Genomic DNA, 9606 nt, shown 5'->3' on the forward strand with positions numbered 1-9606 from the left:
TCAATCATTCTTGATTAATATCAACTGTTATCGTCTTTTGAGAGATTTTCCTTCTAGTTTTTCTTTCCTTCTTCAATAGTGATTTGAATGAATCATTGATGCATTCAATATAAAAGTCAGGATCAGGCATCATATTTCGACAGGCATTCACAGTAATATTCAGCATGCCGTTATAACTGAATGCGTTATGTGCCAACCCGACATTGTCATAAATAGAATCAATACCAAAGCAGGATTCAAGTTTGGCACCGCAATGGTAAAGTGGAATATGAGGGCCAGCCACACTGCTTATAAAAGTATTGAAGAAGGGGCCGGTATGGCGGGCATTCTGATAACCAACTGCCCCGCGGATAAACAGATCTGCCAGGGTGTTGGGGAACAGCCGAGCGGCATCATCTGCAAACTGCCAGTCCAGCCAGATAGACTGCCTGCGTGCTTTCTCAAGGTGAACGATAAGTTTGTCCAGGCGCTCTTTGTCGTCTGCTATCTCTGTGTACAGGCGAGGGAAGATATGCGAGAAACGGTGAATACGATCGCCCGATCCCTCTTCCGGCTGGTTAATAACAGGGTACATGGCCGTCATGGACGCAATAGGCAGTTCGTCCTTGCTGGACAGATAGCGATGCAGGGCACCGGCGATAATTGCGATCACCACATCATTAAAGCGGGCATCATTATGCTGACTGCGAATGGTGTTAACCTGTTTCAGTTTGAAGCTTGTACCTTCAAATACCCGGTGAGGTGAGAGCTTGTTGTTAAACCGGGTATGAGGTGAGTGGGTGAAGGCACAGGACTGGCTCTTGCAGGCCGCATCATAAAGCTTACGAGCGGCAGGAACGGCGTACCTTCTGGCAACAGAAGCGTAGGAACTGAAGATTTTTACTCTGTTAATTGCTGCTCTGCTTAACAGTTCGATACTGGTGGGAACACGGTCGACAGTGGTGGGATGCTCCGGTAGTGAGGTAATGCTCTCTGCGCCCAGATCATGCAGGGCTGCCATTAGCTGTCCGCCAATTTCCCGGTTATAAATAGCCCGGTGCATTTTAAACTGCACGGCGAAGCAAGCCTTGGGAAGACCTTCAATATTATCAAGACCTTCTATCACCGTAGCTTCCCACAGGGGGCGGTTCATATCGAGTGGGCGGGCGTGGAGTCGTGCGACCTGAATACACAGCTGTCGCCAGTCACCTGGTGTAGGTAGTGCAATATGTCGGATGTGATATTCGATATCAAAGTCCGGGTCGACGATCCAGTAGGGGTAATCAAGGTGCAGTGGTGTGGATACTGCGCGATTACGCAACGCGGGTACTTTGTGCAGGCGTGCTTCAAAGGTCTTGATAATATCTTTGAATCGAACCTTGCCATCTTCGGCTGTTGACTGGTTGTAGAGACACAGTAACCCGATATGCATCGGAGTTGTGCCGGACTCCATATGAAAGAAGAGATTATCCTGAGGTGATACCTGATACATGCAGTGCTTCCCTACTTCCAGTCAGTCGCAGATGAGTTCTTTCCACTTGTTTATTTTATTGGTGCACCAACAACAGAAGCAGAGCATTTATGCGGAAAAACAGGTCATAAGCACCCGAAATACAGTTTGTACAGCTTTCCTTGATATCAGCCAAGAACACGCTGGATACTTTCATCCAGACGGAGCCATTTTCCATCAGGCTGTGCAAGGCGGTCGGCAATAACGTAGAGAACTCTGGGGTTAAAAATTATTCCAACATGGCTTGCCCGGACATTAATGTTCTGAGACATATCAGTTTCTTCCACATGGGAAATCTGCCAGGCAACAATGCCATCCTGCTTGGTATAAATCGAAGTAAATGGAACATGGGGAACGGGCTGGCAGGCTTGCTTGAACCGCTCTTCCAGTTTTTCAATGCTGACATTGCGGCCAAAAACTTTGACATACAGATCCCACAGGCTAGTATTTTCCAGCGAACCGCTGACAGGGCTTCCAAGGGTAATAACCTGGCGGATCATATCCGGGAAGCGTCGTGCAGCCTCACGGGCCAGAACGCCACCAAGGCTCCAGCCCACCAGGCTGATGCGGTGCCCGGATGTCAGATACACTTCCTTGATACGCTCAATCAGAAGATTTTCAATATCGCGCCCATTGGCAGGGCCCAGGTTTATACCAAGGCGCCATGGTTGTGCGTTGTAGCCAAGTTTACGAAGGCGGTTACGAATAAAGGAAGTTGCAGGGTCACTGGTAAGGAAGCCAGGAATAACCATAACGGTATGGCCATCCCCTTTAGGGGCTTTTTTTAGCAGGGAGCGTTCGCTGACAAGGCTGGCAACATCTTTCACCGCACGCAGCGCATCCAGTGCTGTGTCCAGCTTGGTTGGGGGCTTTATAGCTTTCTGCTTCTGCATACGTAGGCCTGATAATTATTATTTTTCCATGCAGCCTGGGGCATTACATCTTAATTCATCTACCAATGACCATATCAAGCTGTGGATTGTTATGTTGACATATTAATTCGAACTATCGTCCGTAGTACACGAAAAAATTGCCTTATCCATAAAGTATATATTGCTGAGTAGTCATATAAGACGTTAAACGACAATGATGTCAGTTATTTACGGCCAGAACTGTTCGTTATACGGGTGGACTAAAATGCGTCTGTATAAAAAATAAACAGTTCTCGTGAGCCCTTGGCATTTCTGGAAAGAGTTTTCCATTTCGGAGAAGCTAACAGGGTTACCCACAGAAATTGTGCATAACTGGTGAACTCTCTAATTACTTGAAAAGTAAGCTTTTGTTCGCTTGTGTCGTTTTTCGGAATGTGGGCTCTGACAAAATTTACTGGCAGGCCCTGCTGTCGCTACCGAAATCTGTATGCTGGTGGAAAGAGTTGAATTGTGCAAATATCAGGGTGATTATAATTCACTTCCTTAAGAAGTTGCTTTCCGGGACAGGGGTGATTGTGAGGACTTTATTATTACTTCCCTAATAACCACCCATTTTCCAAACATTCCCCATTACTGGAACTATCGCCCTCATTGACTACTTTTAGCCCTCAGGCCATGCAGGAGAGGCTAACAGGTGGTGTGCCAGTGCGGATGAAATTTGATGTTAATCATAAAAAAATAATTATTCTGGCTTTTATCTGCTCATGTGCTGTGACTCATGCTCAGGCGCACTCCGGCGATGAAGCTCGGGAAGAGCTTCTGCAGCAGCTTCCCCAGTGGAAGTTGAATACCTTCCAAAAGGGTGTTTACTCCCTCAATAACAGGATTTGGGATTTTGCCTCCCAAGAGGCGGCTGCTGCAGGAGCAACTCTCTCATTTCTGGCCGCATCCTATGCAGTGAAGGGAACTATGCAGCAGGTCTTGGGTGAGACATTAGGCAGTTATGGAAGTTTGCTGAGTGATCTTGCTGTTGACGGGCTGACATCATACAGCTGGCAGGATTTTGGGGGGCGAGCCGGTATAGCGGTTGCAAACTGGATGGTGTCAGATCACCTGAATCCATCAATTAGTTTTGTTCTAAGGTACCTGCTGAACCATTGGTACCTTTTCTCGGAGACTTTTCCAGATATCTGGCAGATGATCCTCCCAACTCTTCGGGGGGAAACAACAGTACTCTGTGGTCGCGGAGGCAGCTGCCAGGCTGTCCAGATTAAATATCAGCTGCCGGGCGGCGAGTATACACCGGATACTGGTCAGCCTTGGCTGGAGCTGGCTTTTCCATTCAAGACTGAAGTCACCGAGGTGGAGAGTGACTACGACCGTGCTCTGGTAACTCTCAGGGAATGGGCCGCTAAGGAAAAAATTTCCAAGATCCACCTTTACCCAGATACTGATAACGGACACAGAAAGCTTTGGCTGCGCTATTGGGTTGATGAAGCTCCCAGCCAACTCATTCAGTTTCCTGGTGTCTTCTCACAGGGAACAAGATCCTGGTGGTGGACTGATGTAATGGCAGAGAAGAATCCTGAAGTCCGCATTGCTGCCCGCAGGCTTATTAACCCTCTCCACTATGAAGTGATTGCAAACCTTCCGGCCATTATCTCGGGCGAAGCCATTGACACTATTCATATAGCTGGAGATGATCAGGTCGTCGGTGAGTTAAGAAATCTGGTGGCGGTTTCCGTAGGAGGTATGGGTTTCCTGGTGTTTGACCGGCACCAAAGTCAGGGATACGAGTTACCGGAAATATGGATGATCAACTCACTGCCACTGGATCATGTTATGCGTCAGGCAATAAGAGGGCTGGATTTATACCGTGCTCCGGCATCCTGGAGAGGCCCCTGGAAGTTGGGGGCTTCCCTGCTTCGGTCAAGCGTTCACAAGGGAATAGTTGATTGGGCTGTATCACGAATTAAGACAGAGCCGAAACCAAAGCCGGCCCCCAAAAAGCCGGATACAAAATCTCAGAGACAGGGGTTACATACAGCAAGTACCAGTACTGCCGTGGAAGAGAGTACGAACCGTGAACAGATTCATGCCGGAAGAAAACCTGATCAACCCCAACCCGTACCGGCTGAACCCGCACAGAAAGAGAAAAGGAAGGTTGATCTCAAGAAAGTTGTTCTTGATTTTATTTCCAGATTTAACGTCCGCTCCCTTTTAATACAATCTGAGCATCTGGCAAAAGAAGCGCAAGAAAAGGAAAAGCAGGAAGCAGAGAAAAAGAGAAAAGAAAGCAAAAAGCCAGAGAAAAAGTCTGAAAAGCATGTTCACTGGGTTGATGAAGCATCTTCCAAGAAAGCACAACCTGAAACATGCAAAGAGATAGAACCTGCAGAGGTACCAGAGCCTGCAAAAGCGCAAACAGAACAAGGGCCTCAGACCAGCCCATCACCTTCGTCATCAAAACAACCCGATTCTGGAAGGTTTACATCAGGCATAGATGATATACCTGAGGTTACGGCACCACCTCCTGCACAGGTAAATAATGAAACCATTACACTTGTCAGCAGTGATTCTGAAAAGTCACTCACTGACTCTCAGGGCATTGTAAGTCCTGTTCAGAAAACGAGTGTTAATGTTCAAACAGATCCTGTAGAACCTCCATACCCCCCCCTGCCCCCAGCACATGAATCCCGAAGCGTTCAGACTCAGCCCCCTCCATCCGTGCCTAAGGGTGTTCAGACAACACTGTCTAAGCCGGATACAGTCAGCATTGGAACTCAGGTTGTAATGGAAGAAATGCCTCTGCCTCCTGTTAATAAGAGCGTGACAGTTGAAAGCGCTGGCAGTGAAGTTGGAGAAACTTCACCAGAACTAAGGAAAGTGCTGGTGCTTGGCGAAGCTGGAAGCAGTAAATTTTCTGCTATGAACTGGATGGCTAATGGGATGTTGGGAACCAAGAAGTTTCCGGTTGGAAGTGACAGGATTGCAGAGTATGACTCTGTAGATATTGGCGGGGTCAATATCCAGTTTTCCACTATGACAGTATCAGACAGTGATTTGAACAAGGCTTCAGCGAATTCTGGAGCACTGTCCAAAAGAGTTGCAAAGTCTATTGATGATGCAGATAAGGTTATCTGGTGTCGTAACCTGAAAAAGGCGCATGAGTCCGCAATAAATAGTCCGGATGATAACTTCTTCAAAGTGATTTCAGAGTACTCGAGAGAGAAGGGAAAACCTGTCTACAGCAACTTTACTCACAGTGATGAAGCATTAAGAGACCATCCACCAAGTATCAATGGAACCAACCCTGTCTTAAAACACGCTGCGGGTCAGTATCAAAAGATCGTTCAGCCGGGTATTGGCTCTTTAAGTTTAGGAATTTCGGGCTACGCTCCCTTCCAGGAACCTTCCGTGGCCTTTGATAGTCACTACGACTCAAAAAGGTTGGGAATGGAAGATATGAGCTGGGTTGACTTCTGGCAGACTGTCTTGAAAAGGGATGAACAGGCTCAAAATGAAAAGTCAGATGAAATCGTTCAGGAAGGGCGGGACTATCAGAAAAAAGGCTACTCGAACGTTTGGGAGAGTCTGAACAGTCTTAAGAATCTGGCTAAGCAAATGGGCATTTCTGTTCAATAATTAAAGATTTTGTGTGCCATATTGTTTTATCGTCAACTATTTTATAGTTCAAGTCACTTTTTTTGATTATGTCTGTTATTTAAGAGGCGTACACATGCTGTTTGCAGAGGACGGTAACGTCGCAAAAGCGTTCGAGGAGAGCATTCTGCGCTCTATCGTCGAACGTGAAGCGAAAATTTGCGATACCTGAGACTATGACAAGGTCATGGGGCTCCCGTGGGGAGTTAAGGAAACTGTTGCGGCTGACCATGCAGCTGTTGTTGCTGACTTTATCGCTAAATCTGAAAATACTGAACTGCCTTTGGGTGGCGATAGTAAGTTCAAAAAGGCAATTCTTCTCAAGGGTGGCCTGAAAGAGATGAAGGGTAAGCATCTTTTGATCTACCGCTACCAGCTTACTTAAGCCGGTACTTCATCGACCTAAAGCCCCGGATTCTCTGTCAGTTCCGGGGCTTTTTTATTGGCCTGTGTTTTTCAGAGTGTGGTTTATAAAGGAAGAGTGACCTCTATTATTAACCCGCCTTCCGAGCGATTTTTCAGGTGAATATCACCACCATGTGCGTGAATAATATTCCTCGCTATCGCCATGCCAAGCCCTATTCCACCGGTATCCCGGTTACGTGAGTTTTCGAGGCGTACAAAGGGTTCGAAAATCCGCTCCATATCCTCTTCACGAATGCCAGGGCCATTATCTTCAATGATTATGGTGGCGGTTGTTTTGCTTAAGTCCATAGATACTTGGGCGTAGCGGCCATATTTAACAGCGTTTTCTATCAGGTTCCTCAGGGCTCTTTTCAAACTTATAGGACGACAGATGGTTATTACTTCCGGGCTGTCTGTGTACCTGATATCTTGTCCAATATCGGCCAAATCTTCACACAGGCTTTCAACAAGTGCCCCAAGGCTGACCTTGCGAGAGTCTTCCTTCATGGCACTTTCGCGTGCAAACGAAAGAGTGGCTTCCGCCATCTGCTGCATCTCATCAAGAGTGGCCAGAAGTTTCTCTTTATCCGGTGAGTCTGGCAGTAACTCAATGCGTAACCGCAATGTGGTGATTGGGGTGCGCAGATCATGTGACAGAGCCGCCAGCATACTGGTTCGGTCTGCCAGGAAGCGGTCTATCCTTTCATTCATCTGGTTGAATGCACGCGTTGCCCGACGAATGTCTTTTGGTCCCGATTCCTCCAGAGGTTCAACGTGCTCGCCACGGCCAAGTCTGTTTGATGCCTGGGAGAGAGCACGAATAGGACGCGTAATTCTCCGCACCATGAACACCATGGCAATCATGACCAGCGCTGAAGAAATCAGCAGATAAATGATGGTCTGCCAGGCTGTCAGGGGAGGAGAAACGGGAGCCCGGGAAATCAAGTTAAGCCAGGTTTTATCCGGCAGCTGGATTGAAAGGGCAATAAATGATGAGCGGCCATCGTCGTCAAGGAACCGATCTCTTTTTTCATTGAACATATGTCGACAACCCATTCGCTGACTGAAGCTGCCATCATCGTTCGTGCAAATGTACCCCCAGACCTCGCGGCGGTCGTACTCTTTCATCTCCACACGGACTTTGCCTTTAAAGTCAGGGCCAAGCTTTTGCTCAACTTTGCGGACAAAGACGCTTTCAAAAACCATATTGTGGGTGCGTTTCAGAATCGGCTTTGAACTCAGTGTGAATTCGGCCCGGGGAACGCTGGCAGCTTTAACCATGCTCTGATGAAACATCTGAGGCGTATGCAACAGTTGTCTGGTCAGGCTCATAGCCCGGTTAACCTGCTGCCACTGGTTACTGTTGTACAGGTTGGCCCTGTGGGCATCCAGCATGATCCAGGCCGTCAGTATCTGTGCCAGCAACAGGGCGAGGAGAATGACCACAATCATCTGTGCGGTCAGGCTTGTGGGGGAAAAACGCCTCATCATCATTACTGCGTGACTTCAGGGGTAAACATGTACCCGCCGCCCCAGACAGTTTTGATAAGTGTCGGATTCTTTGGATCCTGCTCAACCTTTCGGCGCAGGCGGCTGACCTGATTATCAATACTGCGGTCAAACGGCATCGCCTCACGGCCCTGTGTAATATCCAGCAGTTGGTCGCGGCTGAGAACACGCCGGGGGTTGCTGGTAAAGGCGCTGAGTAGTCGATACTCGGCAGTACTCAGGGGGATAACCAGCTCCTTATCGTTTTCCAGCTGACGCAGGTTATTGTCGAGCGTCCAGTTTTCAAAATGAAGGCGCCCGGAAGATTCGGTGCTTTTCTCCGGTTTGCCCTTACGGCTGGATCGACGAAGAACAGCCTTGATTCTGGCCAGCAGCTCTCGTGGGCTGAAGGGTTTGGCAATATAGTCGTCCGCTCCCATTTCAAGGCCAACAATCCGGTCGGCTTCTTCCCCCATGGCTGTCAGCATAATAATGGGAGGGCCATCAATAGAGCGCACATGGCGACACAGGCTTAAGCCATCTTCGCCCGGCATCATCAGATCGAGCACAATCAAATCAAAATCGTCATGCTTCTTGAGTTGCTCACGCATGGTTGTGCCATCAAGGGCCAGGGTGACTTCCATGCCGTGGCGGGTCAGGTATTGGCCCAGAAGATCCCGGATTTCATCGTGATCATCAACAACAAGGATATGTTCTGCCTTTTCCATCCGGAACTCTCCTTTGAAGGCTTCTTGTGAACAGATGCTTAAGAATGCTGACCCTATCAATAAATCAGCAGGCTCTTTGCTCTGACTCCATTATATGGATTTAAGGGGTCGAAGGTTGTACCAAATTATTGCATTGCTGATGCTTTTGGCGGGTAACTGCGACAAATTGCGACAAAGTCAATTTCACACGGGATATTTCTGCGACAAAAAAGTTCTTTAATGAGGGTGTCGAAAGCAGCAGTAGTCAAACAGAAAAAGGAGAGAAAGCATGAAATCAACAGGTAAGGCAGTTGGCGCAATCGCGCTTGGTATGATTGTTACAAGTACAGCAATGGCATGGCAAGGGGGAGGCCCAAACGGCGGTAAAGGATTCAGGAATCCAGAAGGATGCGCAATGATGAGCGCAGAGCAGCGCGAGCGTGAGCTGACTGCTGCCGAGTTGAAGGATCTCATCAAATCCCGCATGTGGAATGACAACCTGACCGTTGGCGAAGTGACTCCTACGGATAAGGGATACACTGTAAAAATTGTCACCGTTCAATCTGGTGATCTGGTTCGTGAAATGGACTTTGCCAAGAATGGTTTGCCAGCCAGAGTTATGCAGCGCTTCGAAGATGGTGTCATGTTTGGTCCCCGGGGTGGAAAAGGGCACCATGGTGGTCACCGTTGGCAGAATCAGCCCCAGCCAGAAACGCAGAGTTAGTATTTTATAGCTGAGCTTTTGTTGAACGCAGTTTCAAGATTACAGGAGGGGATATTTGATTTGAAAATCCCCCCCCTTCCGACCCCATTAAGTACTTAGAGAGTACAGGAGGAAGCCTGAGCAATAGCTAATCAGTTGACTGTTTCTACTACCCCCAGGAGAGCAGCTCCTCCCCAGATGGAGGAATCTTGAGCCATAGTTTGATTGCAGGAGGTGAGAGACCCTGCAGAGAGAGGTCAGACTATGGCTTTTTTTATC

General features: G+C 48.1%; 7 protein-coding genes. 3 read left to right on the plus strand and 4 right to left on the minus strand.

Going from position 1 to position 9606, the window contains the following annotated elements; genetic code table 11:
* Nucleotides 1-4: 4 nt before the first annotated feature.
* Both M3P05_RS17615 and M3P05_RS17620 read right to left on the minus strand, forming a co-directional pair.
* Entirely contained in the window at nt 5-1471 is a 1467-nt protein-coding gene (locus tag M3P05_RS17615; RefSeq protein WP_249701385.1) for a wax ester/triacylglycerol synthase family O-acyltransferase, read from the minus strand.
* 146 nt (nt 1472-1617) lie between these two features.
* On the minus strand, nt 1618-2382 hold the full coding sequence (locus M3P05_RS17620; protein ID WP_249701386.1) for an esterase/lipase family protein: 765 nt from the start codon (nt 2380-2382) through the stop codon (nt 1618-1620).
* Between the two features lie 690 nt (nt 2383-3072).
* Here M3P05_RS17620 and M3P05_RS17625 point away from each other — a divergent pair.
* Both M3P05_RS17625 and M3P05_RS17630 read left to right on the plus strand, forming a co-directional pair.
* Nucleotides 3073-6006: a hypothetical protein gene (locus M3P05_RS17625; protein WP_249701387.1), complete on the plus strand. Its 2934-nt coding sequence runs from the start codon at nt 3073-3075 to the stop codon at nt 6004-6006.
* Between the two features lie 205 nt (nt 6007-6211).
* Nucleotides 6212-6409, plus strand: a complete 198-nt coding sequence (locus tag M3P05_RS17630) for a hypothetical protein (RefSeq protein ID WP_249701389.1) — start codon at nt 6212-6214, stop codon at nt 6407-6409.
* A gap of 83 nt (nt 6410-6492) precedes the next feature.
* On the opposite strand, the gene M3P05_RS17635 is transcribed toward M3P05_RS17630, so the two are convergent.
* Complete coding sequence (locus M3P05_RS17635) at nt 6493-7917, minus strand: ATP-binding protein (RefSeq protein ID WP_249701390.1); 1425 nt, start codon at nt 7915-7917, stop codon at nt 6493-6495.
* 5 nt (nt 7918-7922) lie between these two features.
* Nucleotides 7923-8645, minus strand: a complete 723-nt coding sequence (locus tag M3P05_RS17640; protein WP_249701391.1) for a response regulator — start codon at nt 8643-8645, stop codon at nt 7923-7925.
* Between the two features lie 268 nt (nt 8646-8913).
* Between M3P05_RS17640 and M3P05_RS17645 the strand changes: the two genes are divergently transcribed.
* A complete protein-coding gene (locus tag M3P05_RS17645; RefSeq protein ID WP_249701392.1) occupies nt 8914-9348 on the plus strand; it encodes a hypothetical protein in 435 nt (144 codons plus the stop codon).
* Nucleotides 9349-9606 lie beyond the last annotated feature (258 nt).

Origin of the sequence: Parendozoicomonas callyspongiae (assembly GCF_023502345.1) — a bacterium.
Lineage (GTDB): Bacteria > Pseudomonadota > Gammaproteobacteria > Pseudomonadales > Endozoicomonadaceae > Sansalvadorimonas > Sansalvadorimonas callyspongiae.